The following is a 25849-nucleotide window of genomic DNA, read 5'->3' as shown; positions in this document are numbered from 1 at the left end:
TTCAGCCGTTCAACGCCTCGGCTTCTGCGGCCTCATACGCGCGCCGCATCCGCTCGCGGCTGTTGGACAGGTGCAGGCGCATCGCAGCACGAGCGGCGTCGGCATCCCGACGGACAATCGCTTTATAGATGTCTTCATGCTCGCGGCTCAGACGCTCAAGGTAGGGTTCCTGATTGTCATTGACCACGCGTGTGGAATGCAGGCGCGTGCGCGGGAGGATGCTGACCCCAAGATGCAACATGATGTCAGTGAAATAGCGGTTACCCGTGGCCAACGCGATCTGCTGATGAAACTGGAAATCCGCGGACACCGCATACTCGACACTGACCGCTCTGGAGTTGAGGGCGTCCAGCGAGTCACGCATCAGTTGCAGTTGCTGGTCGGTACGGCGCACGCAGGCAAGACCGGCAGCCTCCACTTCCAGACTGATGCGCAGCTCAAGCACCGCCAATACATCCTGCAACGTGACAATGCTGGCCGGGTCGATTCGAAAACCGCTCGGGCTCGGGATGTCCCGAACAAACGTGCCGATGCCATGCCGGGTTTCCACCAGGCCTGCCGCTTGAAGACGCGATATAGCCTCACGCACTACCGTGCGACTGACACCATGCTCCTCCATGACCTGAGACTCAGTGGGCAGCTTTGTCGCACGGGCGAGCTCACCGCTGCAAATACGCCGGGAAAGTTCGGTCACCAACTCCTCCGCCAGACTTCGGTGCCTGCGGCGAACACTGGGTTGGATGTTCTGTTTGTCCATCAAAAACAAAAATCTCGGCTTTTCGAATGATTACGCATCATAGCTCATTCAGTTGTACGACAACTGCGTATCCCAATCAAACATCTTCCAGGTGTGCGGATTGCCATAGGGTCGATAGGTCATGGCATTGAAGGATTTCGCTACGCCCACATCGACGCTCTGAGCACGCAACGTATATTAGGTCGTTTGCATTCAACGCAGAGGGTTGCCGACTTTGACATGGTCCGGTTTGCATCGCTGATGATGGAAAACCGTGATGTGACTCACATCGCCTCCGCCATATTTGTAACGACAAAGCCCTGATTTTTCGGGGCTTTGTCGTTTCTGGCCTTTGGCGAAAATCTCGCCGCTCGACAGGCGTTCCATAACTATTATGGAAGTGTTCCAGAACTAACCCGCTTTTACCCTCCTCCGGCTTCCTGCCGACCGATACACAATCAAGCCTCCCTGCAATAACAAGACTGCGCATACAGAACACCATCGACCTCCTCCAGACCACTCAGCGTGAAGCCGAGCATTGCCATGCGGGTCAGTCGAGCATCCAGAAGTGGCCGAATCGGTGGCGCATGACCCGGCCAGGTGCCACCACACTGGAGACATGCCGTGCTTCCCACGAACCCAGCCGTCAACGCAACGCTTTTCAGCTGTGACGAGCACCCGGACGAGGGCTATTCCTCCAACATATCGAGGAGCAGCAGATCAGCATCATCGGACCACGTGTTATGGTGGGCGATGTATTCACGCTGAAGCTGATGAAGCAATGCCCTGAAGAAGGGTTGATCAATGCCAAAGAAACATCAGGAAAGCAAAGCAGCGACGGCTGCTGACATTGAGCGCTCTATCCAGGCGCTGAACAAAATGGCTGAACGCCTCTGGGGCGATGGTCGGGAGGCTGAGGCGAAAGCCCTCCTCGATGCCTTGGATGCGTTAAACAGGGCGCTCGATCGGATCAGGATTGGAGAGAGCCGCAGGGTACTTCATTGATTACCCACCCTTGATAGCAGCAGCGCTGCCCCCTCAAGCAACAAATTACCAGCAGCGCTACTTGCGTAAATATCAGCTCTGCAAATACTCTTGTCACCATGAAAACACGCCGCCCCCTTACCCCTGAAGAAGTCGCCGAAAGCATCAAGCTCAAGGCTATCTACGACCAGCGAAAGTCTGCTGCCAAAGCGGCTGGATCAAATCTCACTCAAGCGGATGTGGCTGAGGCCTGCGGATGGTCTGGCCAAAGCGCCTTCAGTCAGTACGCCACCGGCAAGGTTCCGCTAAACGTCGAGGCACTCCTGAAACTGGCAAAAGCCTTGGGCTTTAATGCCAGTGAAGTGAGCCCACGCCTGATGTCGACCGTTGCCAGCGTCCCGTCTTCCGAGCGTATCCAGCCAAGCGTATTGATGTCGGACATCCAGCCTTGGGATGACGACACTCCCCTGGATGACGATGAGGTCTACGTTCCCTTCTTGCGCGAAGTGGAACTGGCGGCCGGATCAGGCAGTTTCGTGATTGAGGAAAGCGACACTGCCCAGCTGCGCTTTTTCAAGAAGGACCTTCGCCATAACGGCGTTCAGTTCAGCAACGCGAAGTGCGTGGCTGTCAGCGGCAACAGCATGTTGCCAGTGCTGCGTGACGGCGCAACCGTAGGCATCAACGTCGGCAAGAGCTCACTGGGCGATATCGTTGACGGTGATATGTACGCCATCAACCACAACGGTCAGCTACGTGTGAAGCAGGTTTACCGACTACCGACGGGCCTCCGCCTGCGCAGCTTCAATCGCGACGAGCATCCGGATGAGGACTACACCTTTGCCGAGATCCAGGAACAGCAAATCGTGATCCTGGGCCATGTGTTCTGGTGGGGGATGTTTGCCCGCTGATTGACCGCATAAGGCATTTGAATAGTCGGCGACCCGACTTCAGGCGCAACTCGACACTCTGTAGAACGCGCTCATCGATTAGAAGCCCGCCAAGCGCGGGTTTTTTTGTGCCTTTCAAAAAAATTATTAGCAGTGCTATTTACTTTAAATAGCAGCACTGCTACTTTTATTTGCAAGCCAAGACAACAACGAAAGCATCACTTCTGCCCATTCATCGAGTGGGCAGTGGGATGTAGGCCTACATCAAACGCAAGGCTCAACTGAGCAAAGGGTGACATCAAATGAAATAGGGAAATGACCATGACCGTAGACATCAGCAACTACACAATCGCTACACCGCTTCCCATCTCCGACACCAACCCCATCGCGCTTGAACTCATCGGCTGGCGAGCACTGCTTGAATGCCCGGAAGTCGTTTCGATGCTTCCAGACGGCTCGCTGCAAATGACGGCGCCGACGCTCGGCGCTTCGAGCAAAAGCACGCACCGCACTCGCTGCGAGTGGAAGGAGCCAGGTTATTGGCTATTCGCCAGCGCTGCCGACCACTGGAATCGACAAGAAATGCGGCTGACGAAAGTCAACTCGCTGCAGAAGGTCGTGATCGGTCAGATTCATGTGCAGGGTTCAGAGCGACCACCGGTAAAAGTGTTTTGGAACAAAGGCCGAATCACCATGGGGTTCCGGTCGAGTTATCTTCAAGAAAATCCGGTGAACACGACGGTTCTGGAAAACGTGCCGCTCGGAGCACTTTTCAAAATCAACATTCACGCCAATTCGAATGGCGCGGTCTCCGTTTCGGCGAGCTGTAACGGCGTCAAATCGACCTCCGCAATCATGCGCCTCGACAACACCTGGGACACGAAAACGCTGGCCTTCCATGGCGGCGTGTACAACCAGATCGATTACTCCGACACCACCGACCCCGAAGACGGTTCGGTGTGCATCATCAGCGACCTTTCCATCACCCACGCCTGATATTAAATCGGGACCTGCAGGAGCCAGGCTTGCCGGCGAAGACGTCCTTAAGAGCGCCTTCGCCGGCAAGCCTGGCTCCTAAGAAAAGCGGTTTACTCGCAACGCATCATCGGGCAGTGATTGGAAGTCATCCACCACCTTGTCTGTAGCAATGACCGCATCAAGGCCCCAGTCGCCCGGCAGGTGCCAATCCTCTCCAAACATCTCCGCCGGATGCATCGTCCGTTCGGAACCATTGCCGCACGCCAGGGCCTTGGCCGGACAATACAGGTCGCATCCCCAACAGATCCGCTCGGGGTGCTTGGGGTTAACGGGGAAGTTCTTGGCCATGCCGATCTCCAATCATTGAGTGGCTTTTTCCAACCTACAGCCCTTGTTCAATGCCAGCCTTGATACATATCAAGAATCGACATCCAGCGACTTCCCTCCCCCATCGCGATCCTGCAGCTAAGCTTCTAACGGCTGAACAGACTTGGAGACGTCGCTCATGCTCAATAAAAACCCTTTCCCAAGCATTGGGGCACCAGATCATCCAACCCTGTCGACATGGGACGAAAACGCCGCAACATCCATCGATGGCGACGCGTTTACCGCCCCGCCCGCCTTGACCAACGCCGAACTGGTTCACTTGCGTGTCCGCGTGATTGCCTTGGAAAACCTGGTCATCGCGCTGCTGGCAGAAGGCTCGGAACGTCAGCTCGCCATTGCCCGGGAAATGGCCGATTACATTTCCCCCAGACCCGGTTTTACCCAGCATCCCTTGACCGTTCATGCGGCGGCACAGATGACCCACAGCGTCGAACGGGCCCAGCGATTTCGTCAACGTGACGAGCCATCGGTTTAATTGCTCAAAACTTGATAACAATCATTATTGTTCGCAGCAAAGCTTCCTAGACTCGGGTTCCTACTCGTCAGTGCTCAGGAAGCTATTATGCGTAACCCTTTTTCGCTATCACTCGCCCTGCTCTTGCTCACACCACTGGCTCACGCCAAGGAATACCCGATCGGGGAACCACAGTTGTGTCCCGGGCTGGAAGTCGGGGCGGTGTATTTGCAGCCAATCGAAATGGCACCTGCGGGGATGATGCGCGCCACCGCGGATTCCGACGTCCACCTGGAAGCTGATATCCGGGCCACAGCAGACAATCGACAGGGCTTTCAGGAGGGGAGCTTCGTCCCCTATCTGAATGTCTCTTTCAACCTGAAAAAACACGGCAACGACCCCGAGATCAAAGGCGATTTCCATGCCATGGTGGCCAATGACGGTCCGCACTATGGCGACAATGTGAAGCTGCTTGGCCCCGGTAAATATCAGCTGACATTCACCGTCCTGCCACCCGGCGGTCATGGCTCCCTCGGGCGCCATACCGATAAGGAAACCGGTGTCGCCCCCTGGTTCGAACGCTGCGAACTGCACTACGAATTCATCTACGCCGGCATCGGTAAAAAAGGCGGGTATTGAATGAAGCGCCTGCATCTTGCCTGGCTGATGGTGGCCGGAGCAGTTGCGCCGTTGACGGCCCATGCCGAGTTGCCGAGCTTTGAGCTGATCCTGCGCGATGGCCATTTCACGCCTGCCTTGCTGGAGGTGCCGGCCGGACAGCGCTTCAAGATCGTTCTGAAGAACGTCGGCCAAGGGCCGGCCGAGTTCGAGAGCACGCCGTTGCGGGTTGAAAAAGTCCTGTCGCCAGGGGTAACGACCTTCGTGGTCATTCACCCCCTGAGGCCCGGTCACTACCCCTTTTTCGACGAGTTCAATCCGCAATTGCCCGAAGGCGGCATCCTCGCGAAATAACCTGTTAGCGCACGGAGCTTCCATGAATCAATCAATGTTCATCGTCTGGCGCGAAAGCGTCGAGGCGTTGCTGGTGATCGGTATTCTCCAGGCCTGGGCCAGCCAGCAAGGCCAAGGTAATCGTCTGGTCAAATACCTGTGGGCGGGTGTGGTGCTGGGATTGATGCTATCAGGCCTGCTGGCGGTGTTGATTCTGTTTGCCGGTGAGGCCATGAGCGGGTCGGCCAGTGAATGGTTCCAGGCCGCACTCGCGCTGGTTGCCAGCCTGTTGATGGTGCAGATGGTCGGCTGGATGCACCGTCACGGGCGCAGCCTCAACCACGATTTGCGACGACACGCCGATAGCCACCTGGCCCGACAAGGTGGCGCAGGTCTGTTACTGCTGGCAATGCTCGCAATCAGCCGCGAAGGCAGCGAAACGGTGGTCTTTCTCTATGGCGCCGGTGCCCGGCTGCGAGGTCCGCAGCTCGGTTTGTTTGCCGTCGGCGGCGTATTGGGGCTGGTGCTGTCGGCGCTGACCATTACGCTGCTGCACAGCAGTCGCCGATTCATTTCATGGCAACGATTTTTTGTCATCAGCGAAGTCATCTTGCTCATGCTTGGCGCGGCGTTGTTGGTCAGCGGCACCGAGCGAATCGGCGGCCAACTGCTCGCCCTGGATGTACCGGACGTGGTTTACCGCATCGTTGGCGAAGCGCTTTGGGACAGCAGCACGTTGCTGAACGACAGCCATGGATTGGGTGGCTTTCTTGCAGGGTTCGCCGGTTATCGGGCAAGCCCCAGTGGCCTGACCTTGTTGGTGTGGATCGGTTATTGGCTGGCCGTCGGCGGCTGGCTACGGCAACGGACTGCGGAAAGCCTGCCATGCCCGACCTGAGCCGGCGCAATCGATGGCTCCAACGACTGGGCGATGGGATGCGTCGCCATGCGCCCGTCATCCGTGGGGTGCAGTGGGCTGTTGTCGTGTTTTACGCGGTGCTGTTGGTGGCCCCGGCGCTGTTGCCGCTACCGGACAGCCAGGCACGGATACTCGACAACCTGACCTTGCTCGCGCAGTTTCTATTCTGGGGGATCTGGTGGCCGTTCGTGTTGCTGTCGATGGTGTTTTTCGGCCGACTCTGGTGTGGCGTTCTGTGCCCGGAAGGCTCGCTCAGCGAATGGGCCAGCCATTACGGCAAAGGCCTGGGCGTGCCGCGCTGGTTGCGCTGGGGCGGCTGGCCGACATTGGCGTTCTGCCTGACGACCCTCTACGGCCAGTTGATCAGCGTCTATGACTACGCCCAGGCCGCGCTGTTGATTCTGGGCGGTTCCACTGTCGCGGCGGTCATCGTCGGGTTGTTGTTCGCCCGGGGCAAGCGAGTCTGGTGCCGTTACCTGTGCCCGGTCAGCGGTGTTTTCGCCCTGCTCGCAAGGCTGGCCCCTGTGCACTTTCAGGTCGACGAACAACGCTGGCTAGAAAATGCCGCACCACGCCTGCCGCCGCCCAACTGCGCTCCCCTGCTCGATATCCGCCGCCTGCAAGGCGCCAGTGATTGCCACGCCTGCGGACGCTGCAGCGGGCAACGCGGTGCCGTTCAACTGATCGCCCGCTCCAGCAATCAGGAGATTCTTCACGCGACGGCGCAGACCCTGTCCCCATGGGATACACGTTTGCTGCTATTCGGCGTGATCGGCTTGGCGATGGGTGCATTTCAGTGGACGGTCAGCCCATGGTTTATTGCCCTCAAACAATCCCTGGCGCAGTGGCTGGTCGAACACGACCAACTCTGGGCCCTGCAGGACAACGCCCCCTGGTGGCTGCTGACCCATTACCCGCAGCTCAACGACAGCTTCAGTTGGCTCGACGGTTTCAGCATCGTCGCTTACCTGAGTTTGAGTTCGATCGTGCTCGGCACGGCGTTGATGCTGCTCCTGCGCCTGACGGCCCGACTGGCGCGGGATCGCACTCTGTATTGGCCCCTGGCGCTGACACTCACGCCCCTGGGGGGTGCCGGCCTGTTCCTCGGGCTGTCGGCCACCACCGTCAAACTACTGCGTTATGAAGGGCTGCTGCTGGAGTGGGTGCAACCGGCCAGGGCCTGTCTGTTATTGGCCGCGATGGGCTGGAGCCTGCTTCTGGGTTGGAAACGGCTGAGCCGCGAAGGTCTTTCCCAGGTGCGACGCGGGTCCGCCATCGCTTGCCTGATCCTGGCCGAAGGCATGGTGGGATTCGGCTGGTGGTTGCAATTCTGGGGCTGGGCTTGAGTTCCCCCAGCCCCCGTTACCCCCGCAACACGAAGGCTGGAAACAACTCGCGCATGGCCTCCCATAACTCTGGCAGCAACGCTTGTGCGGAAACGCTCGGCAACAGCGGATCGAACATCCGCTCGGTGCGAACCAGTTGCACGGCGAAGCGTTTGACGCCAAGCGCATTCAAACGTTTGGCCAGGATCAGTAGACGCGCCGGCTCGAACAGATGCCAATGCACGGTGGTGCGACATTCATAGTCGACACCACTGGCCAGCAGATGCTCGAGGCTGCGCCAGTTGGCGGCCCCACTGCCCTCGACCCGGGTGATGGCCTGGCAATCCTCGGGCAACGCCTTGACGTCGAAACCGACCCAATCCGCCCCGGTCAATGCCTTGGCAAATGCAGCAGGCTTGATCCCGGCGCTGTGCAAGCCGATGCGAAATCCCATGTCCCGCACTTCGTCCATGGCCCCGAGCAAGCCGTCCTGCAGAGTCGGCTCACCGCCGCTGAACACCACGGCATCGAGCAGGTCCTGACGACGTTGCAGAAACGCCAATACCCGCCGCCAATCCACTTCCTCACTGCCACGAGGGGGAATCAGCTGCGGGTTATGACAATAACGACAACGCCAGGCGCAACCCTGGCAAAACAGCACGCAGGCAAGCTGTCCCGGATAGTCGATAGTGGTCAGGGGCACCATGCCCCCGACCCGAAGCATTCGACTCATTGGCGCCCGGCCAGTGCCGCGCTTTCAGTGAAGTGCACCCGCTCACGGTGCTCCGACTGTTTCCCCGGATTGAACGCCGACACAGGACGGTGATAGCCCATCACCCGGGTCCAGACTTCGCAGCGTTGACGTTGAGCCTGGGGCAGTGTTTGCGATGCAGTCATGGTGAAGCTCCTTGCGGTTGAGTGGATCGAAATCAATGAACAGCGGCGGCTTTCTGCTCTTGCAGCAGCAGGACCTCGTCGCATTTGGGGCAGAACTCATGCTCGCCATCGAGGTAGCCGTGCACCGGGCAGATCGAGAACGTCGGGGTCACGGTCAGGTACGGCAGGCGGAAACGCCCAAGGGCCTTGCGCACCAATTGCTTGCAGGCTTGGGTCGATGAAATCCGCTCGGCCATGTACAGGTGCAGGACCGTGCCGCCGGTGTATTTGCATTGCAGTTCGTCTTGAAGTTCCAGGGCCTCGAAAGGGTCTTCGGTGTAGCCCACGGGCAGTTGCGAGGAGTTGGTGTAATACGGCGCCTGCACACTGCCGGCCTGGAGAATGTCGGGATAGCGCTTGAGGTCTTCCTTGGCGAAGCGGTAAGTGGTGCCTTCTGCCGGTGTCGCTTCCAGGTTGTAGAGATGGCCGGTTTCTTCCTGGAAACGCAGCAACGTGGCGCGTACATGGTCCAGCATGTTCAGGGCAAACTTGCGGCCCTGCTCGGTGTGCATGCCCTCCTCGTCGCCGGTGAAATTGCGCAGCATTTCGTGCAGGCCGTTGAGGCCGATGGTGGAGAAATGGTTGCGCAAGGTGCCCAGGTAACGCTTGGTGTAAGGGTACAAACCGGCGTCCATGTGGTGCTGAATGACTTTGCGCTTGACCTCCAGGCTCTCCATCGCCAGTTCCATCAGCGCATCCAGGCGCTGTAACAAACCACTGGTGTTGCCCTTGAACACATAGCCCAGGCGGGCGCAGTTGATGGTCACCACGCCGAGCGACCCGGTCTGTTCCGCCGAGCCGAACAAACCGCCGCCGCGCTTGAGCAACTCGCGCACATCCAGCTGTAACCGGCAGCACATTGAGCGAACTTGATTGGGCTGCAGGTCCGAATTGAGGAAGTTCTGGAAGTAGGGCAAACCGTAACGCGCCGTCATCTCGAACAGACGGTCGGCGTTTTCACTGTCCCACGGAAAATCATGGGTGATGTTGTAGGTCGGGATCGGAAAGGTGAACACTCGCCCTTTCGCATCGCCCGCCTGCATCACCTCGATGTAGGCGCGGTTGAGCAGGTCCATTTCGACTTGCAGGTCACCATAGGCGAACGGCATTTCCTCCCCGCCGATGACGGGTATCTGCTCACGCAAATCCTGCGGGCAAACCCAGTCGAAGGTCAGGTTGGTGAACGGCGTCTGGGTGCCCCAGCGCGAGGGTACGTTGAGGTTGTAGATGAACTCCTGGATCGCCTGGCGTACCTCCTGATAACTCAGCTGGTCTTTGCGCACATAGGGCGCCAGGTAGGTGTCGAACGAGCTGAATGCCTGAGCACCGGCCCATTCGTTTTGCAGGGTGCCGAGGAAATTCACCATTTGCCCCAAGGCGCTGCTCAAGTGCTTCGGCGGACCGGCTTCGACACGCCCCGGCACACCGTTGAGCCCTTCGTGCAACAGTGTGCGCAGCGACCAGCCGGCGCAGTAGCCGGCGAGCATGTCCAGGTCGTGCACATGCAAATCCGCCTTGCGGTGGGCCTGGCCGATGGCCTCGCTGTACACCTCGTCCAGCCAGTAATTGGCAGTGACCTTGCCCGACACGTTCAACACCAGCCCGCCCAGTGAGTAGCCCTGATTGGCATTGGCCTGAACCCGCCAGTCTTCACGGTCCAGGTATTCGTTCATCGAGGTCGCCACTTCGACCATGGTCCGGCGGTCGCGACGCAAGCGCCCGTGTTGTTCGCGGTAGACGATGTAGGCGCGCATGGCGAAGAAAAAACCGGCGTCCATCAATACCCGTTCGACACGATCCTGGATCTGCTCGACATGCAGCCTTGGCAGTCCGTCCAGCCTAGCGAGTACCGCCTGAAGCAAACCTTCAACCTCAACCTCGGTGTACTCCCCGGTCGCCTTGCCGGCAGCGATCAACGCCTGACGGATCTTGTCCGCATCGAAGGCAACCAGACTGCCATCGCGCTTGTGCAAGCGGTTACATCCTACTGAGATCAGCGTGCTCTGCATTCGGCCTCCAGATACTACATATAGATGTTTATTGACAAACAAACACAACATGCAGTGAAGACTACGGACAAAGGGCTGATCTGCAATTGATCGATATCAAGATTTGGCGGTGAAAAAATACGTTGGTCAGCGAGGATCAAATGTGGGAGTGGGCTTGCCCGCGATGGCGTCGTGTCAGGCGACATCTATGTCGGATGAGAAATCGCCATCGCGGGCAAGCCCGCTCCCACATTGGATTTTCTGTGTTTTGTAAACCGTGCAGATCAGCTCAACCGCCACTCATGTTCATGAACCGTACTATCTGCACCTCCCCTTCCGGACTGAAATCGTGGCGTAACGGCTTGCCGCGCAGAGCCTTCTGCACCGCGTTGATCAGCGGCTGATCATCCAGCGGATAACGCCGCAACAATCCTCTCAAATCCAGCGCGTCCTCCTGCCCCAGACACAGCAACAGTTTCCCTTCAACAGTCATCCGCACCCGATTACAGCTGCCACAGAAGTTGTGGCTGTTGGGTGAAATGAAACCGATCCGGGTATCGGGATGGCGTTCCAGGCGCACATAGCGCGCCGGTCCACCGCTGTTTTCAGTGCTATCGAGTAAGCGATGTTGGCTGGCGATCAACGCCCGCACCTCGTCGCTGGAACAAAACGATTCGCCCCGGGAACGCCCGACGTCGCCCAAGGGCATTTCTTCGATGAAACTGATGTCGATGCGTTGATCGATGGCGTATTGCACCAACGCCAGGACTTCATCGAAGTTGCGCCCTTTCATCACCACGCAGTTGAGTTTGACTCGCTCAAACCCCGCGTCCCGCGCCGCCTCAATGCCGCCCAGCACTTGATCGAGATCGCCGATACGGGTGATCGCGCGAAACTTCTGCCCGTCCAGGCTATCGAGGCTGATGTTCATCCGCTTGACCCCCGCCTCCGCCAACGGCCGGGCCAGACGGCCCAGTTGCGAGCCGTTGCTGGTCATCACCAGTTCGCGCAAACCGGGCAGCGCGGCGATGTTGCGGCACAGTTCGACAATGCCCGGACGAATCAGCGGTTCGCCGCCGGTCAGGCGGATTTTGCGTACGCCCAACCCGACGAACAGCGTTGCCAGACGCTGCAACTCTTCCAGCGTGAGCACCTGCTGGCGCGGCAGGAAGGTCATGTTTTTTGCCATGCAATACACACAGCGAAAATCGCACCGGTCCGTCACCGACATCCGCAGATAATCAATCTGCCGTCCAAAGCCATCCTGCATTACAGCGTTCATCACATCTCCCGGTTTGCCTTGGGTCACTGCACCAGCGGTGAGTCGGCGCCCTGCAAGTGGATGCCACGAATATCCGCCGCACCGATCAGGGTTTGCAGGTACTGCACCAGGGCTTTTTGCCAGACGCCTTGCTGCAACTGCGTGCGAATCGCCGTCGATACCACTTCATAGGGCAACGGCATGCCTTCGATCCGCTGATCGACACTGACCACATGCCAGCCGTAGCGACTTTCCAGCGGTTTGCTGGCCAGGCCCGGCGCCAGAGTGAACAGCTGACGTTCCAGTTCAGGCACGGTCTGGCCCTTGCTGATCTGCCCTAAAGAACCACCCTGAGCCTTCGACGGGCAGGCCGAATACTTCACGGCCAGCTCGGCGAAACTGCCGGGAAAGTCTTCCAGACGTTGCAGCAGAACTTCCGCCTGATCATGCGCAACGGCGCGCGCCTCGACATCATCCGGCGCGCATTCGAGCAGGATGTGCCGAACCGCCAGCAACGGTGCGCTGTGGAAACGCCCGCGATTGTTTTCGTAGTAGCGCAGGCTGGTTTCCTCGTCGCACTGAGGCACGTGCACCTCGCGTTCGAGCAACAAGCGCGTGGCCGCTTCTTCTTCGTTCTCGCCAGCGCCAATCTCCATCGACACACCGAGTTCGGCAATGCGCTGCTGCAGCAACTCGCGGATCACCAGCGCCCGGGCGGCCAGGTACACCGCTTCCTCGCGGCTTTCGGCCGGGTGATATTGCAGCTCCTGGGCCATCGCTTCCGGCGTGATCGACACCTCGTTGACGCTGATGATCGGCCACTCCTGTTCGCTGCTGGCGATCAACTGCGCCGGGGCGTCATCGGCAGCGGCCGGCTCAACCGGGAGTGCTTCAAACTGCGCCTGTGCGACCGGCGCGATATCGAGAACGTCCTCGGCTTTTTTGGAAGACCCGCAGCCACCGCTGCCGCCGTTACCACCACCACATCCACATCCACCTGACATGATTGTCTCCTCAGTACTTCTGACGAACGATTTGATAACGACGCCCCAAGTACCAGACCGGTGCGCTGATCATGTGTACGAGACGGGTGAAGGGGAACAGCACAAACAGGGTCAAACCGAGAAACACGTGCAGCTTGTAGGTCAGCCCGACCGGCGCGATAGCCGCCGCCGCTTCCATCGGCCGCAACAGCACGGTGTTCTGCGCCCAGTCAGCGAGCATCACCATCACCGAGCCGTCCATATGCGCGGTGGACGCGGCAATCGTCAGCAGACCGAGCAGTAACTGCGCCAGCAGCACCAGCAAAATCAGGATGTCCGAAGGGCTGGAGGTGGCACGTACCCGAGGATCGGTGAGCCGCCGATTGACCAGCATCAGCAAGCCAATGAGGCACAACAGTCCGAAGAACCCGCCGGAGACCATCGCCAGCAACTGCTTGTTCTCAGTGCTGATCACGTGGTGATAAACCGACGCCGGGGTCAGCAGGCCGACGAAGTGCCCGGCCAGCACGAACAACACACCGATGTGAAAGAGGTTGCTCGCCACGCGCATGCCGCGCTGGTTGAGCATCTGGCTCGAACCTGCCTTCCAGCTGTATTGCGACAGGTCGAAGCGGGCCCAACTGCCGATCAGGCAGATCGCCAAAGCGACATAGGGATAGATCCCGAACAACAACAGATTCCATTTAGACATTACCGACCTCCTTGGCTGGCGCGGCGGCCAACCCTTCATGCTGAAAATCCACCCAGTGCAACGGCACCGCGCTTTCTTCCCGAGCCTTGCCCGGTGCGCTTGGCAGTCCACTGCAACGGTCCTGCTGTTCGGCCTGGAGAAAGTCCACGGCCTCCTCTTCCCAGATCTTGTCGAGGGCTTCGAGGGAGTCATCCCGCGGTTCCGCCGCCACCTGCGCTCGCAGGTCGGCGACCGCCTGATGCGGTTCGGCCCCGGCGATTTGCAGCAGCGCGCGGAAGCAACTGGCATAGGCGCTTTCGCGCTCTTCCAGACGTGCGGCGAGCAAGGCCAGCAAGTGCGAAACATCCGCCAGGCCCTCGCGGGCCTCGATGTCTTCGCGGGTGGAAAGGAACTCCAGGTACAGCGGGATATAGTCCGGCAGCTCTTTGACGCCGATGGCAAAACCGGCTTCTTCGTATTGCGCCATCATGTCGACCATGGCTTGGCCACGGTCACGGGATTCGCCGTGCACATGTTCGAACAGCAGCAATGACAGCGAGCGACCCCGGCCGAACAGCGCACCGTAGTGCTCCTGCCCGTCCATCAAGTCATTGGCGCAGATCAGCTCCAGCAATTCGAACAACGCGCCGCGTTGCTTGGGGCTGATTTCCCGGGACTGGATAATCGCCTGCTCCAGTTCGTCGCGACCGCCAATCAGCGTCTCGGTCGGGTAATCGAGCAGCAGCGAAATCACTTTGAGAATTTGCATGCTCATTCCTCCCACAACTGGACGGTTTTCAGGATGTCGCGGCGGTTGGCTTTCTTCGCACCGAACATGTTGGTATCGGAGCTGCCGCTGCAGCCGCTGCCGAAACTGAAGCCGCAACCGGAGCGCTCGGCAAAGGCGTCACTCATGGCGTCTTCACGGTGCGCGCTCGGTACCACAAAGCGGTCTTCATAGTTGGCAATCGCCAGGTAGCGATACATCTCCTCGACCTGGGCCACACTCAAGCCGACATCCTTGAGCACTTGCAGGTCCTGAATGCCATCGACTTGCTCGGAACGTTTGTAGGCACGCATCGCCAGCAAACGTTTAAGCGCACGCTTGACCGGTTTTTCATCGCCGGCGGTCAACAGGTTGGCCAGGTACTTCAGTGGAATACGCAGGCTGTCGACGTCCGGGATCACCCCGTTCATGCCCACGGTGCCGGCAGTGGCGGCGTTCTGGATCGGCGACAGCGGCGGTACGTACCAGACCATTGGCAAGGTGCGGTATTCCGGGTGCAACGGCAGTGCGAGTTTCCAGTCCACGGCCATTTTGTAGACCGGCGAACGCTGGGCTGAATCGATCACCGACTGCGGTACGCCATCGGCCAGGGCCTGACGGATCACTGCCGGGTCATTCGGATCGAGGAAGATCTCAAGCTGTTTCTCGTACAGGTCCTGCTCATTGGCGGTGCTTGCCACTTCGCTGATGCGGTCGGCGTCATACAGCAGCACTCCGAGATAACGGATGCGCCCGACGCAGGTTTCCGCGCAAACAGTCGGCATCCCGGCTTCGATCCGCGGGTAGCAGAAGATGCATTTCTCGGACTTGCCGCTCTTCCAGTTGAAATAGATTTTCTTGTACGGGCAGCCGCTGATGCACATCCGCCAGCCACGGCATTTTTCCTGGTCGATCAGGACAATCCCGTCTTCTTCACGCTTGTAGATCGCCCCGCTCGGGCACGACGCCGCGCAGGTCGGGTTGAGGCAGTGCTCGCACAGGCGCGGCAAATACATCATGAACGTGTTTTCGTATTCGCCGTAAATGTCCGCCTGAATCTTGTCGAAGTTCTTGTCCTTGCGGCGCTTGGCGAATTCGGTGCCGAGGATTTCTTCCCAGTTCGGGCCCCACTCGATTTTTTCCATGCGCTTGCCGGAGATCAGCGAGCGCGGACGTGCCGTCGGCTGATGCTCGCCCAGTGGCGCGGTGTGCAGGTGCTGATAGTCGAAGTCGAAGGGTTCGTAGTAATCGTCGAGGCTCGGCAGATCCGGGTTGGCGAAAATGTTCGCCAACACGCGAAATTTACCGCCGATGCGCGGGTTGATCGTGCCGTTGGCGTTGCGGATCCAGCCGCCCTTCCACTTGTCCTGGTTTTCCCATTCTTTCGGGTAGCCGATCCCGGGTTTCGATTCGACGTTGTTGAACCAGGCGTATTCCATGCCTTCGCGGCTGGTCCAGACGTTTTTGCAGGTGATTGAACAGGTGTGGCAACCGATGCACTTGTCCAGGTTCAGAACCATGCCGATTTGTGAGCGAATCTTCATCTCAGTTCTCCTCGATATCGGTCGGCAGTGGACGTGGCAGGTCATCGCCACTTGAACCATCGAGCCAGTCGACTTTGGACATTTTGCGCACCACGACGAACTCATCGCGGTTGCAACCGACCGTGCCGTAATAGTTGAAACCGTAGGCCTGCTGGGCATAGCCGCCGATCATGTGAGTCGGCTTGAGCACCACGCGGGTGACCGAGTTGTGGTGCCCGCCACGGGTCTTGGTGGTTTCCGAACCTGGCACGTTCACGATCCGTTCCTGTGCGTGGTACATCATCACCATGCCGTCCTTGACGCGCTGGCTGACCACCGCCCGGGCGGTCAGTGCACCGTTGACGTTGAAGCATTCGATCCAGTCGTTGTCCTCGATGCCGGCGCGTTTCGCGTCGTTCTCCGAGAGCCACACAATCGGCCCGCCACGGCTGAGGGTCAGCATCAGCAGGTTGTCGCTGTAGGTACTGTGGATGCCCCATTTCTGGTGCGGGGTGATCCAGTTCAGGACGATTTCGATCTCGCCGTTGCTGCGCTTGCCTTTCACCCCTTCGATGGTGCGGGTGTTGACGGGCGGGCGATAACTCATCAGTTGCTCGCCGAACGCCTGCATCCACGGGTGATCCTGATAGAACTGCTGGCGACCGGTGATGGTGCGCCATGGGATCCCTTCGTGAACGTTGGTGTAGCCGGCGTTGTAGCTGACGTGATCATCTTCGAGACCCGACCAGGTCGGGCTGGAAATGATCTTGCGCGGCTGTGCCTGAATGTCGCGGAAACGGATCGCCTCGTGTTCCTTGGACAGCGCCAGGTGGCTGTGATCGATGCCAGTGAATTCCGACAACGCAGCCCAGGCCTTGACGGCGACGTGGCCATTGGTTTCCGGCGCCAGGGACAGAATCACTTCGGCGGCATCGATCGCCGTGTCGATTTTCGGCCGACCCTGGCTGATACCGGCACTGCCTTCTTTGTGATTGAGTTCACCGAGGAATTTCACTTCGGCGTCGGTGTTCCAGTTGATGCCCTTGCCGCCGTTGCCGTGTTTTTCCAGCAATGGCCCGAGGGACGAGAACTGTTTGTAGATGTTCGGGTAGTCACGCTCGACCACATGCAGATTGGGTGCGTTCTTGCCCGGCACCGGAGCCACGCCGTCGCTTTTCCAGTCGGTGCCGCCAAACGGTTGGGCCAGTTCGCCGACGCTGTCGTGCATCAGCGGGATGGTCACCAGGTCCTTTTCAACGCCCAGGTGCCCTTCGGACATGCTGGAAAACGCCTTGGCGATGCCTTTGTAGATTTCCCAGTCGGAACGCGATTCCCATGCCGGGTCGATCGCTGCCGACAGCGGGTGAATGAACGGGTGCATGTCCGAGGTGTTCATGTCGTCTTTTTCGTACCAGGTTGCGGTCGGCAACACGATGTCGGAATAGACGCAGGTCGAGGACATGCGGAAGTCCAGCGTGGTGACCAGATCGAGCTTGCCGATGGCGCCCTCGTCCACCCATTCGGCTTCTTCGGGTTTGCAGTCGCCGACCTGGCCGATGTCTTCGTTCATCACCCCGTTCTTGGTGCCGAGCAGGTACTTGAGCATGTACTCGTGGCCCTTGCCCGAGGAGCCCAACAGGTTGGAGCGCCAGATGAACATGTTGCGCGGGAAGTTCACCGGGCTGTCCGGCTGTTCGCAGGAGAAGCGCAGCGAACGGTCCTGCAGCGACTTGACCACGTAGTCTTTCGGGTCCATGCCGGCCGCAGCCGCATCGCGGCAAATGTGCAAAGGGTTAGTGTTGAGTTGCGGTGCGCTGGGCAACCAGCCGGCACGTTCGGCGCGGATGTTGTAGTCCAGGGCATGCTCGGGGAATTGCGATTTATCGGCCAGCGGCGAGAGCACGTCATGCATGCTCATCTTCTCGTGGCGCCATTGCGAACTATGGGCGTAGAAGAAGCTGGTGCCGTTCATTTGGCGAGGCGGACGGTTCCAGTCCAGGCCGAACGCCAGTGGCAGCCAGCCGCATTGCGGACGCAGTTTTTCCTGGCCGACGTAGTGCGCCCAACCGCCACCGGTCTGGCCGACACACCCGCAGAGCATGAGCATGTTGATCAGCCCGCGGTAGTTCATGTCCATGTGGTACCAGTGGTTCATCGCCGCGCCGACGATGATCATCGAACGCCCCTTGGTCTTGTCGGCGTTGTCGGCGAACTCACGGGCAATCTGGATGGCTTTCTCGCGGCTGACGCCGGTGATCTGCTCCTGCCAGGCGGGGGTGCCGGGCACGCTGGCGTCGTCGTAATCCTTGGCCACGTTAGCGCCGCCGAGGCCGCGATCAATCGCCAGGTTGGCTGCCGACAGGTCGAACACGGTGGCGACTTTGGCCACGCTGCCGTCCGCCAGCACCACGTTGTGCACCGGCACGCGGCGGTATTGCACCGCATCGCCGGCCACGTGCTGGAAGTGCTCGTGGGACTCGCCGGCAAAATACGGGAACGCCACTTCGGCCACGTCATCACCGATCAGGCTCAGCTTCAGATCGATCTCACGGCCTTCGCCGCCTTCACGCGGGAGAATGTTCCACTTGCCCTTCTCGCCCCAGCGATAACCGATGGAGCCTTGAGGGGAAACCAGTTCGCCGCTGACATCCAGCGCGATGGTTTTCCATTCCGGGTTGTTTTCCTGGCCGAGGTTGTCGGTCAAGTCGCTGGCGCGCAGGAAGCGGTCCGGCTGGTAACCGGCGCCCGGTGCCTGGTCGACCATTTGCTTGAGCAGCACCAGCACCGGCAAATCGGTGAAGCGCTTGGCGTAGTCAGTGAAATAAGCGCTCGGTTTGTCCAGGTGGAATTCTTTGAAGATCACATGGTTGAACGCCTGGGCCAGCGCCGCGTCGGTGCCTTGCTTAGGGTTCAGCCACAGGTCGGTGAGCTTGGCGACTTCCGAGTAGTCCGGGGTGATTGCCACAGTCTTGGTACCCTTGTAGCGGACTTCGGTAAAGAAGTGCGCGTCGGGGGTACGGGTCTGCGGGACGTTGGAACCCCAGGCAATGATGTAGTTGGAGTTGTACCAGTCGGCCGATTCCGGCACGTCGGTCTGCTCGCCCCAGACCATCGGCGAGGCCGGTGGCAAGTCGCAGTACCAGTCGTAGAAGCTCAGGCAGGCGCCGCCGATCAGCGACAGATAACGCGAACCGGCCGCATAGCTGACCATCGACATGGCCGGGATCGGCGAGAAGCCGACGATCCGGTCCGGGCCGTATTGCTTGATGGTGTAGACGTTGGCCGCGGCGATGATCTCGTTGACTTCTTCCCAGTTGGAACGAATGAAGCCACCCATGCCGCGCTTGCTTTTATAGGAGTCGGCCTTGACCTTGTCCTCGACAATGCTGGCCCAGGCTTCGACCGGCGCCATGGTTTGCCGCGCATCACGCCAGAGCTTGAGCAACGGCTTGCGGATTTTCGGGTATTTGAGACGGTTGGCGCTGTAGATGTACCAGCTGTAACTGGCACCACGCGGGCAGCCACGGGGCTCATGGTTCGGCAGATCGTTACGGGTACGCGGGTAGTCGGTCTGCTGGGTTTCCCAGGTGATCAGGCCGTTCTTGACGTAGATTTTCCACGAGCAGGAGCCGGTGCAGTTCACCCCATGGGTGGAGCGCACGATCTTGTCGTACTGCCAGCGCGAACGGTAGACGTTCTCCCAGTCGCGAGACTCTTTGCGGGTCTCGCCATGACCGTCGGAAAACTCGTTTTGCTTGCGATTAAAAAACCGCAATTGATCCAGTAAATGACTCACGGTGTAGTCCTCTCAGGCTTTGTCGCGGAGTCTGTGCCCCGCCCACGCAATGGTTGAATTCGGCTCGATTCAGCAGGGTGTCGCGGCGCCTTTGCGCGCGTACCACCACCAAGTCACCACGATGCAGCTCAGGTAAAAGCCGACGAACATGTAGAAGGCCATCTCCGGGCCGCCGGTCAGGGCCATCGAAGAGCCGAAGGATTTGGGAATGAAGAACGCACCGAAGGCGCCCATGGCCGAACTGAAGCCCAGGACCGCAGCTGATTCTTTGCCGGCATCCTTGAGCGCTTGTTCGCGTACTGCCGGTGGTTTTCCGGCCGAGGCTTTTTCATGTTGGGTGCGGAAGATCACCGGGATCATGCGGAAGGTGGAGCCGTTGCCGACGCCGGTGGTGATGAACAGCAGCATGAACAGGCCGAGGAAGCCGTAGAAGTTGCCGCCGGTACCGTTCTGCGGCAAAAAGTGCATCACGCCGAAGACCATCGCGATCATCGCCACGAAGTTCCACAAGGTCACTTTCGCGCCGCCAAGCTTGTCCGCCAGCCAGCCGCCCAATGGACGAACCAGCGCACCCACCAATGGGCCGAGGAAGGCAAACTTCAAGGCGATGACATCCGGAAAGGAGGTTTTGATCAGCAGCGGAAACGCAGCGGAAAAACCGATGAATGAACCGAAGGTCGCCAGGTACAACCAGCACATCAGCCAGTTGTGTTTGCGTTTGAAGATCACCGCCTGTTCGCTGAAAGAAGCGCGAGCACTGGACAGGTCATTCATGCAGAACCAGGCCAGCACCGTCACCAGGACAATGAACGGCACCCAGATGAAACCGGCGTTCTGCAACCACAACTGACCACCGTCCGGCAGTGCTTGCGGCGAGCCGCCCATGAAGCCGAACACACCGAAAGGTAATCACCAGCGGCACACAGAACTGCATCACCGAAACGCCCAGATTACCCAGGCCGGCATTGAGGCCCAGGGCCGTGCCCTGCTGGGACTTGGGATAGAAGAAGCTGATGTTGGACATGCTCGAGGCAAAGTTGCCGCCACCAAAACCGCAGAGCAAGGCAATCAACACGAACACGCTGTACGAAGTGCTCGGGTCCTGCACGGCGAAGCCCATCCAGATCGATGGCAACAACAGCGACGCGGTGCTCAGGGCGGTCCAGCGACGGCCACCGAAGATCGGCACCATAAAGGAATAGAAGACGCGCAAGGTCGCGCCGGACAGCCCCGGCAACGCCGCCAGCCAGAACAGTTGGTCGGTGGTGAAGCTGAAGCCGATGGCGTTCAAACGCACGATCACCGTGCTCCAGACCATCCACACCGCAAAGGCCAACAGCAGCGCAGGAATGGAAATCCACAAGTTGCGCGTGGCGGTCTGTTTGCCGCTACTTCCCCAGAACGCGGGGTCCTCGGGGCGCCAGTCATGAATGACCGGGCCTTTGTCAGGCTTTTGCAGAACGGACATGTTCTTCTCCTAGGGCAATGCTGGAAATCGGGGACGGGGTCAGCAGCGGCGCTTTACCCAGCACCGGGCTTTTGCGTATTTCGCTGAAGTACATCCAGGTGAGGGAGACCCAGACCACGCCGTACATCAACATGAAGCAGGAAGAGCGCACGCCGGTGAGGTCCACCAGGGCGCCGAACAGGATCGGCAGCACAAAACCGCCCAGGCCGCCGGCGAGGCCGACGATGCCGGACACCGCGCCCATGTTTTTCGGGTAGTCATTGGCGATGTATTTGAAGACTGAGGCCTTGCCGAACGCGAAGGCGATGCCCATGACGAACAGCAGCACGGTGAACAGCGCAGGATTGAGGCCGATGTGGAAATCCACCGGGCCGTTGATGGTCTGCACTTGCAGTTGGGTCTGGGGATACGAGAGCAGGAACAGGCAGATCCAGCTGACCCACAACACCCACCAGGTCACGCTTTGCGCACCCCAGCGATCCGACATCCAGCCGCCGACGGCACGCAGCACACCACCGGGCAGGGAAAAACAGGCCGCCAGCAGCGCCGCGCTTTGCAGGCTGAAACCGTATTCCTGCACGTAGTATTTGGTCATCCACAGGGCCAGGGCCACGTAGCCACCGAAGACAATCGAGTAGTACTGGCAGTAACGCCACACCGCAGGGTCTTTCAGCGAGCGCAGTTGCTCACGCAGACTGGCGCCGGTGGCACTGCGGTGGTCCTTGTTCTCGGCACTGAGAAACCAGAACAGCAACGCGGTAATAAAGAGAATCGCGCTAAAGACTTTCGGCACCAGCTGCCAACTGCCGGCAGCGATCAGTGCCGGGGCGAGAAACTTGGTCACCGCGGCCCCGGCGTTACCAGCGCCGAAGATGCCCATCGCAAAGCCCTGGTTCTCCTTGTCGAACCATTTGGCGACGTAGGCAATCCCGACCGAGAACGAGCCGCCGGCCAGGCCGACGAACAAGCCCAGCACCAAAAACTGCCAATAGGCGGTGGCGTGGCTGATCAAGTACAGCGGTGCGACGCAGGTCAGCATCAGCAGGAAGAACACACTGCGCCCGCCAAAACGGTCGGTCAGCAACCCCAGCGGCAAACGCACCAGCGAGCCGGTCAGCACCGGGGTCGCGGCCAGCAGGCCGAACTGGGTTTCGTTGAGCTGGAGCAATTCCTTGATCGGCACCCCGAGCACGGCAAACATCATCCAGACCATGAAGCACACAGTGAAGGCCAGCGTGCTCATGCCCAGCACCAAGCCTTGTCGTACATGCGGTTGGGTCACAAATGCTCTCCCGTCAGTTAGCCATGGCGGCAGACTAGTGAGGCCAACCCCGCAAAAACTTGACCCATGTCAACGAAGCCCAAGGGGGCATAAGCCTATGCTTGTACTGCCTACCTCTAAGGAGGTAGTGCATAAAAACCCTAAAAGCCTTTATTTATCAGCTTGTTAAGGGTTTTAACCGACGCTTTTTCTGACAAGGAACTGTCGCCAACTCTTTAGAGGTAGCGCGCCCGGGATCGGCGGCAAACCCCCACGCTGGAACTTTGCATGCTTTGTTTTCTGATCTTTTTCCCGGACCTGAGCCGATGATGCGCTGGTTGCGCAGCTCCCTGCCCGCTCGCGCCGGGCTGGCGGTGATCCTGATCGCCGTACTCGCCCTCGCCAGTTCGTTGAGCGCCGGGCTGATCGCCTGGTTCAGCCAGGGCGATGCCGCCGCCATCAACACCGCAGGCTCGGTGCGCATGGAAACTTATCACCTGAGCTGGAAACTGGCCGCGGGTGCAACGCCCTCAGAAATCGCCGCCATCACCGACAGCCTGCAAACCCGTCTCACCAGCCAGTCACTCAAGGCCGTGCTGGAAGATGGCCCAACCGCCGCCCTGCGAGTCAGCTATGGGCACATCCAGCAACAATGGAACGAGGATTTACTCCCGGCACTGCTGCGCGGCGATGCCGCCTACTTTCAGGTCCAGGCCCTGCCCTTCGTTGAACAACTGAACCAGTTCGTCAGCCTGTTGCAGCGCCAGAGCGAACAAAAGCAAGGCTGGCAACAGGCGATCCAGGGCCTGGCCTTGTTCACCACCATGATTGTCCTGCTGATCGGTTTGTACGAGTTGCAGTACGGTGTCGTCACGCCCCTCAAAGAGTTGGTGGACGCAACCCAGCGCTTTCGTCGTGGCGACTTCAAGGTACGAGTCAACCATCAGTCCGAGGACGAACTGGGCCAGTTGGCCACGAGTTTCAACACCATGGCCGAAACGATCGAAGAGTCGCATCGCACCCTGGAAAGTCAGGTCCGGCAGAAAACCCTGAACCTGCAACAAGCCAATGCCGCCCTGGAGCTTCTGTATCAAAGCAGCCGAAGCCTGGCCACGCGCCTGGCCAATGCCGAAGGTTTGGATGAACTGATTCGACGCTTCCAGCAACGCCTGCCCGGCTTGCGCCTGTCGCTGTGCCTGCAAGGCCAACTGCAGGCACCGGCCCAGCAGTTGCTCTCTCTGCATGGCGCGAACATCCGCGAAGTCTGCGCCAGTAGCGACTGCGCCACTTGCCAGAAGCACCACAAAGCCAATCCGCAAACCTTCAGCATCAGCAATCAGGGCAGCGAACTGGGTGAGCTGAAGGCGCACTTTGTCGACGGGCATCCCATGCAAGCCTGGGAAACCCAACTGATCCAGGCCCTGGCCAACCTGATCGGCACCTCGCTCTCGCTCAAGCGCCAACGGGAACAGGATCATCGCCTGCTACTGCTCGAAGAACGCACGATCATCGCCCGCGAGCTGCACGATTCTCTGGCCCAGGCCCTGTCCTACATGAAGCTGCAAGTCAGCCGCATGCAGACCCTGATGCGCCGGGGCGAACCGACCCAGACCCTGGAAACTGTCACCAGCGAATTGCGTGAGGGACTGAACAATGCCTATCGCCAGTTACGCGAGTTGCTGACGACTTTTCGCTTGCAGATCCACGACGCGGGACTGGTTCAGGAACTCAAGGACACCGCCGAGGAGTTCTCCCGTCGGGGAGAGTTTCAGGTGCATCTGCACGTCGACACGCTGGCCTTTCAGCTATCGGCCAGCGAACAGATCCACATTTTGCAGATCACCCGCGAGGCGCTCTCCAACTGCCTGCGCCACGCCCATGCGCAAAACGCCTGGCTTCAACTGCGCCAGGACGGCGAGACAGTCAGATTGTCGATCGAAGACGACGGTCGCGGCTTCAGCGGTAACGTCGACCAACGCGAACACCACGGCCTGAACATCATGGATGAGCGGGCTCGCAGCTTGCACGGCCAGCTGCAGATACTTTCCAGGGAACCCCAAGGCACCCGTGTCCAACTGGAATTCCACCCGGAATTTCTCGGGCAGCAAACAGAAGGCAGCACTACATGAACCCGTCCCCACAACACAGAATCCTGCTGGTAGACGACCACCCGATGATGCGTCACGGCATTCGCCAGATGCTCGAACTCGAAGATGATTTCCTGATCGTCGGCGAAGCCAGCCAGGGTGAAGAAGCACTCAGTCTGATCGAGCCGCTTCAACCGGATCTGGTCCTGCTCGATAACAACATGCCGCAAATGAATGGCATCGAAACCCTGCGCCGATTGCGGGCGATGCACTACACCGGCAAAGTGCTGCTGTTCACCGTGTCGGACGCCGAAGACGATATTCGCGATGCCCTGCGTCTGGACGCCGACGGTTATCTGCTCAAGGACATGGAGCCCGAACTGTTGATTCAGTACATCCGCGATGCCTTGAACGGCGTCCTGGTGATCAGCCCGGGCCTGACCCAAGTCATGGCACAGGCACTGCGGGCACCTGCACGTCAGGCGGTGGTGGAACTGACCGAGCGCGAACGTCAGGTGTTGAAAACCATCGCCAGCGGCTTCAGCAACAAGGTCATCGGGCACAAGCTGGGCATCACCGAAGGGACGGTCAAGGTCCACGTGAAAAACCTGCTGCACAAACTCGGCTTGCGCTCGCGGGTGGAGGCGGCGGTGTGGGCCATGGAGCATCTGCGCAGTGCAGGCTGACCGGCATCCCTCCTTGGAGGTAGGCCTGCAGAGGCATAGGTCAATTGGCCTGCGCTCTCTACTATGACGGTCAGCGGAGGTACGCCATGCTGACCCACCCTTCCATCGTTTTAACGTTGCGCCGTCATCATCTGTTCAGCCAACTGCCGGAGAAAGTCTTCGAGGAAGTCTGCGGGCTGGCGATGCTGAAGCGTCTGGCCTGTCACAGCACCCTCATGCACCAAGGGGATCCGGCCAGGCGTTTTTTCCTGCTGGTCAGCGGCCAGGTCAAGTTGTACCGGCTCACCGGCGAAGGCCAGGAAAACCTGGTAGAGATCATTCAGCCCGGCCAGACCTTTGCCGAAGCCTTGCTGTTCAGCCAGGCCCGGCTCTACCCGGTGAGCGCCACCGCGCTGAAGGACAGCGTGCTGGTGAGTATCGACGGCAACCATTACCGCAATGCCCTGGAAGACCAGCCGAAAGTCTGTCTGGCGATCCTGGCGAGCATGAGCGTTCACTTGCACCTGCGTCTGCGCGACATCGATACCTTGACCATGGCCAGTGCGAGTCGCCGAGTCATCAACTTTCTGTTCCAGGAACGCCACCCGGTGACCGGCCAGATTGTCTTGCAGGTGTCCAAACGTCTGGTGGCGTCGAAGCTGGGGATTCAGCCGGAAACCTTCTCGCGGATTTTGCATCGTCTGGTGGAATGCGGCCTGATCGCCATGGAGCGTCGCCATATCAGCATTCTCGCTGAAGAGGAGTTGGCGGCGTTCCAATAGTCGGAATTGACCGTCATC

The 25849-nt window shown here is 59.4% G+C and carries 23 protein-coding genes and 1 pseudogene; 11 read left to right on the top strand and 13 right to left on the bottom strand.

Annotated features, from left to right (window positions below; all coding sequences use genetic code 11):
• Nucleotide 1: 1 nt before the first annotated feature.
• Nucleotides 2-757, bottom strand: coding sequence for a FadR/GntR family transcriptional regulator (locus PSH65_RS13170; protein WP_305426576.1), 756 nt, complete (start codon nt 755-757; stop codon nt 2-4).
• 783 nt (nt 758-1540) lie between these two features.
• Here PSH65_RS13170 and PSH65_RS13165 point away from each other — a divergent pair.
• From PSH65_RS13165 to PSH65_RS13155, 3 genes are all read left to right on the top strand, one after another.
• A complete protein-coding gene (locus PSH65_RS13165; RefSeq protein ID WP_007895617.1) occupies nt 1541-1741 on the top strand; it encodes a hypothetical protein in 201 nt (66 codons plus the stop codon).
• A 98-nt stretch (nt 1742-1839) separates the two neighbouring features.
• On the top strand, nt 1840-2631 hold the full coding sequence (locus tag PSH65_RS13160) for an XRE family transcriptional regulator (RefSeq protein ID WP_305426575.1): 792 nt from the start codon (nt 1840-1842) through the stop codon (nt 2629-2631).
• Nucleotides 2632-2931: 300 nt separating this feature from the next.
• On the top strand, nt 2932-3606 hold the full coding sequence (locus PSH65_RS13155; protein ID WP_305426574.1) for a polysaccharide lyase family 7 protein: 675 nt from the start codon (nt 2932-2934) through the stop codon (nt 3604-3606).
• Between the two features lie 78 nt (nt 3607-3684).
• Here PSH65_RS13155 and PSH65_RS13150 read toward each other — a convergent pair whose 3' ends face one another.
• A complete protein-coding gene (locus PSH65_RS13150) occupies nt 3685-3936 on the bottom strand; it encodes a DUF3079 domain-containing protein (RefSeq protein WP_305426573.1) in 252 nt (83 codons plus the stop codon).
• A gap of 157 nt (nt 3937-4093) precedes the next feature.
• Here PSH65_RS13150 and PSH65_RS13145 point away from each other — a divergent pair, with 157 nt between their 5' ends.
• The 5 genes from PSH65_RS13145 to PSH65_RS13125 all read left to right on the top strand — a co-directional run bounded on the left by PSH65_RS13145 (nt 4094) and on the right by PSH65_RS13125 (nt 7645).
• Nucleotides 4094-4450: a hypothetical protein gene (locus PSH65_RS13145; protein ID WP_305426572.1), complete on the top strand. Its 357-nt coding sequence runs from the start codon at nt 4094-4096 to the stop codon at nt 4448-4450.
• A gap of 87 nt (nt 4451-4537) precedes the next feature.
• Entirely contained in the window at nt 4538-5068 is a 531-nt protein-coding gene (locus tag PSH65_RS13140; protein WP_305426571.1) for an iron transporter, read from the top strand.
• On the top strand, nt 5069-5401 hold the full coding sequence (locus PSH65_RS13135; protein WP_305426570.1) for a cupredoxin domain-containing protein: 333 nt from the start codon (nt 5069-5071) through the stop codon (nt 5399-5401).
• 22 nt (nt 5402-5423) lie between these two features.
• Nucleotides 5424-6278, top strand: coding sequence for an FTR1 family protein (locus tag PSH65_RS13130; RefSeq protein ID WP_305426569.1), 855 nt, complete (start codon nt 5424-5426; stop codon nt 6276-6278).
• Complete coding sequence (locus tag PSH65_RS13125; RefSeq protein WP_305426568.1) at nt 6266-7645, top strand: 4Fe-4S binding protein; 1380 nt, start codon at nt 6266-6268, stop codon at nt 7643-7645. The genes PSH65_RS13130 and PSH65_RS13125 overlap by 13 nt, the downstream gene beginning before the upstream one ends.
• 16 nt (nt 7646-7661) lie before the next feature.
• On the opposite strand, the gene PSH65_RS13120 is transcribed toward PSH65_RS13125, so the two are convergent.
• The 11 genes and pseudogenes from PSH65_RS13120 to PSH65_RS13070 all read right to left on the bottom strand — a co-directional run bounded on the left by PSH65_RS13120 (nt 7662) and on the right by PSH65_RS13070 (nt 22318).
• On the bottom strand, nt 7662-8357 hold the full coding sequence (locus tag PSH65_RS13120) for an anaerobic ribonucleoside-triphosphate reductase activating protein (protein WP_305426567.1): 696 nt from the start codon (nt 8355-8357) through the stop codon (nt 7662-7664).
• Nucleotides 8354-8521, bottom strand: coding sequence for an anaerobic ribonucleoside-triphosphate reductase (nrdD, locus tag PSH65_RS13115; protein ID WP_017338867.1), 168 nt, complete (start codon nt 8519-8521; stop codon nt 8354-8356). Before nrdD ends, PSH65_RS13120 begins: the two co-directional genes overlap by 4 nt.
• Before the next feature lie 32 nt (nt 8522-8553).
• Complete coding sequence (locus tag PSH65_RS13110) at nt 8554-10569, bottom strand: ribonucleoside triphosphate reductase (protein ID WP_305426566.1); 2016 nt, start codon at nt 10567-10569, stop codon at nt 8554-8556.
• 268 nt (nt 10570-10837) lie between these two features.
• The gene (gene moaA / locus PSH65_RS13105) at nt 10838-11830 is read right to left on the bottom strand and encodes a GTP 3',8-cyclase MoaA (protein WP_305426565.1); all 993 of its coding nucleotides are present in this window, start codon (nt 11828-11830) and stop codon (nt 10838-10840) included.
• A gap of 23 nt (nt 11831-11853) precedes the next feature.
• The gene (locus PSH65_RS13100) at nt 11854-12813 is read right to left on the bottom strand and encodes a peptidylprolyl isomerase (protein WP_305426564.1); all 960 of its coding nucleotides are present in this window, start codon (nt 12811-12813) and stop codon (nt 11854-11856) included.
• 10 nt (nt 12814-12823) lie between these two features.
• A complete protein-coding gene (gene narI, locus PSH65_RS13095) occupies nt 12824-13504 on the bottom strand; it encodes a respiratory nitrate reductase subunit gamma (RefSeq protein ID WP_305426563.1) in 681 nt (226 codons plus the stop codon).
• Complete coding sequence (gene narJ, locus PSH65_RS13090) at nt 13497-14252, bottom strand: nitrate reductase molybdenum cofactor assembly chaperone (protein ID WP_038982853.1); 756 nt, start codon at nt 14250-14252, stop codon at nt 13497-13499. The genes narI and narJ overlap by 8 nt, the downstream gene beginning before the upstream one ends.
• 2 nt (nt 14253-14254) lie before the next feature.
• Nucleotides 14255-15793, bottom strand: coding sequence for a nitrate reductase subunit beta (narH, locus tag PSH65_RS13085; RefSeq protein WP_305426562.1), 1539 nt, complete (start codon nt 15791-15793; stop codon nt 14255-14257).
• Between the two features lies 1 nt (nt 15794).
• Nucleotides 15795-19568 (bottom strand): nitrate reductase subunit alpha, encoded by a 3774-nt coding sequence (locus tag PSH65_RS13080; RefSeq protein ID WP_305426560.1) that lies wholly within the window; start codon nt 19566-19568, stop codon nt 15795-15797.
• Nucleotides 19569-19637: 69 nt separating this feature from the next.
• A pseudogene (locus tag PSH65_RS13075) lies at nt 19638-21036 on the bottom strand (NarK family nitrate/nitrite MFS transporter).
• On the bottom strand, nt 21014-22318 hold the full coding sequence (locus tag PSH65_RS13070; RefSeq protein WP_305426559.1) for a nitrate/nitrite transporter: 1305 nt from the start codon (nt 22316-22318) through the stop codon (nt 21014-21016). The pseudogene PSH65_RS13075 and the gene PSH65_RS13070 overlap by 23 nt, the downstream one beginning before the upstream one ends.
• Nucleotides 22319-22623: 305 nt before the next feature.
• Here PSH65_RS13070 and PSH65_RS13065 point away from each other — a divergent pair, with 305 nt between their 5' ends.
• The 3 genes from PSH65_RS13065 to PSH65_RS13055 all read left to right on the top strand — a co-directional run bounded on the left by PSH65_RS13065 (nt 22624) and on the right by PSH65_RS13055 (nt 25831).
• Nucleotides 22624-24426 (top strand): HAMP domain-containing protein, encoded by a 1803-nt coding sequence (locus PSH65_RS13065; protein ID WP_305426558.1) that lies wholly within the window; start codon nt 22624-22626, stop codon nt 24424-24426.
• On the top strand, nt 24423-25070 hold the full coding sequence (gene narL / locus PSH65_RS13060; RefSeq protein ID WP_305426557.1) for a two-component system response regulator NarL: 648 nt from the start codon (nt 24423-24425) through the stop codon (nt 25068-25070). Before PSH65_RS13065 ends, narL begins: the two co-directional genes overlap by 4 nt.
• 86 nt (nt 25071-25156) lie before the next feature.
• Nucleotides 25157-25831 (top strand): Crp/Fnr family transcriptional regulator, encoded by a 675-nt coding sequence (locus tag PSH65_RS13055; RefSeq protein ID WP_305426556.1) that lies wholly within the window; start codon nt 25157-25159, stop codon nt 25829-25831.
• Nucleotides 25832-25849 lie beyond the last annotated feature (18 nt).

The organism is Pseudomonas sp. FP603 (assembly GCF_030687415.1).
Classification (GTDB): domain Bacteria; phylum Pseudomonadota; class Gammaproteobacteria; order Pseudomonadales; family Pseudomonadaceae; genus Aquipseudomonas; species Aquipseudomonas wuhanensis.
The sequence above is the reverse complement of the archived record's forward strand: the minus strand, read 5'-3'. Positions and strand labels throughout refer to the sequence as shown.

Coding starts and splice junctions, on each gene's coding strand:
- PSH65_RS13055 (WP_305426556.1), top strand. CDS start 25,157: ATGCTGACCCACCCTTCCATCGTTTTAACGTTGCGCCGTCATCATCTG.
- PSH65_RS13065 (WP_305426558.1), top strand. CDS start 22,624: ATGATGCGCTGGTTGCGCAGCTCCCTGCCCGCTCGCGCCGGGCTGGCG.
- narI (WP_305426563.1), bottom strand. CDS start 13,504: ATGTCTAAATGGAATCTGTTGTTGTTCGGGATCTATCCCTATGTCGCT.
- PSH65_RS13165 (WP_007895617.1), top strand. CDS start 1,541: ATGCCAAAGAAACATCAGGAAAGCAAAGCAGCGACGGCTGCTGACATT.
- narL (WP_305426557.1), top strand. CDS start 24,423: ATGAACCCGTCCCCACAACACAGAATCCTGCTGGTAGACGACCACCCG.
- narH (WP_305426562.1), bottom strand. CDS start 15,793: ATGAAGATTCGCTCACAAATCGGCATGGTTCTGAACCTGGACAAGTGC.
- PSH65_RS13100 (WP_305426564.1), bottom strand. CDS start 12,813: ATGTCAGGTGGATGTGGATGTGGTGGTGGTAACGGCGGCAGCGGTGGC.
- PSH65_RS13130 (WP_305426569.1), top strand. CDS start 5,424: ATGAATCAATCAATGTTCATCGTCTGGCGCGAAAGCGTCGAGGCGTTG.
- PSH65_RS13140 (WP_305426571.1), top strand. CDS start 4,538: ATGCGTAACCCTTTTTCGCTATCACTCGCCCTGCTCTTGCTCACACCA.
- PSH65_RS13155 (WP_305426574.1), top strand. CDS start 2,932: ATGACCGTAGACATCAGCAACTACACAATCGCTACACCGCTTCCCATC.
- PSH65_RS13135 (WP_305426570.1), top strand. CDS start 5,069: ATGAAGCGCCTGCATCTTGCCTGGCTGATGGTGGCCGGAGCAGTTGCG.
- nrdD (WP_017338867.1), bottom strand. CDS start 8,521: ATGACTGCATCGCAAACACTGCCCCAGGCTCAACGTCAACGCTGCGAA.
- PSH65_RS13150 (WP_305426573.1), bottom strand. CDS start 3,936: ATGGCCAAGAACTTCCCCGTTAACCCCAAGCACCCCGAGCGGATCTGT.
- PSH65_RS13125 (WP_305426568.1), top strand. CDS start 6,266: ATGCCCGACCTGAGCCGGCGCAATCGATGGCTCCAACGACTGGGCGAT.
- PSH65_RS13160 (WP_305426575.1), top strand. CDS start 1,840: ATGAAAACACGCCGCCCCCTTACCCCTGAAGAAGTCGCCGAAAGCATC.
- narJ (WP_038982853.1), bottom strand. CDS start 14,252: ATGCAAATTCTCAAAGTGATTTCGCTGCTGCTCGATTACCCGACCGAG.
- PSH65_RS13110 (WP_305426566.1), bottom strand. CDS start 10,569: ATGCAGAGCACGCTGATCTCAGTAGGATGTAACCGCTTGCACAAGCGC.
- moaA (WP_305426565.1), bottom strand. CDS start 11,830: ATGAACGCTGTAATGCAGGATGGCTTTGGACGGCAGATTGATTATCTG.
- PSH65_RS13145 (WP_305426572.1), top strand. CDS start 4,094: ATGCTCAATAAAAACCCTTTCCCAAGCATTGGGGCACCAGATCATCCA.
- PSH65_RS13120 (WP_305426567.1), bottom strand. CDS start 8,357: ATGAGTCGAATGCTTCGGGTCGGGGGCATGGTGCCCCTGACCACTATC.
- PSH65_RS13170 (WP_305426576.1), bottom strand. CDS start 757: ATGGACAAACAGAACATCCAACCCAGTGTTCGCCGCAGGCACCGAAGT.